Annotated in this window: 1 pseudogene; it reads right to left on the bottom strand. The window is 42.9% G+C overall.

The features are described from left to right. Positions 1 to 694, bottom strand: a pseudogene (locus tag VB796_RS23750) (hypothetical protein); the annotation flags it as partial.

Below are 694 nucleotides of genomic sequence, written 5' to 3'. Positions count from 1 at the left end.
TTTCACTTCCACCGTTGTCGTGGCTACTGCTGTACAACCATTAGTTGTGATTGTTACTGTGTACGTTCCTGCTTTAGATACTGATACTTCTTGCGTTGTCGCTGAGAAGTTGTTATCTCCACTCCATACATAGCTATCAGCCGTTTCGGTTACTTTCAATGTTCCAACTGTTCCTGCACAAATTGTTGCACTTGATACTGTTACCGTTGGTAAAGCTTTAACCGTTACGCTTGTCGTTGCAGTGCCTGTACATCCACCTGTTCCTGATACCAACACTGAGTAAGTATAAACTCCTTCCGTTATTGGTGCCGTTACTGATGGACTTTGTTCGGTTGAACTAAAGCCTGCTCCTGTCCATGCGTAAGTATTTCCAGAACCTCCCGTTACATTCAACTTATATCCATTGCCTAAACATACTGCTGGAACTTGGTCAATTACTGGATTTGGATTTGTGTTCTCAACTACCGAAGTCGTTGCCGATGCACTACATCCATTTGTTGTAATGGTTACCGTGTACGTTCCTGCTTTAGATACTGATACTTCTTGCGTTGTCGCTGAGAAGTTGTTATCACCACTCCATACATAACTATCAGCCGTTTCGGTTACTTTCAATGTTCCAACTGTTCCTGCACAAATTGTTGCACTTGATACTGTAATCGTTGGTATTGGTTTCACTTCCACCGTTGTCGTGGCT

Source organism: Arcicella sp. LKC2W, from assembly GCF_034931005.1.
Taxonomy (GTDB): Bacteria; Bacteroidota; Bacteroidia; order Cytophagales; family Spirosomataceae; genus Arcicella.
This window is presented reverse-complemented; position numbering and strand designations above follow the sequence as displayed.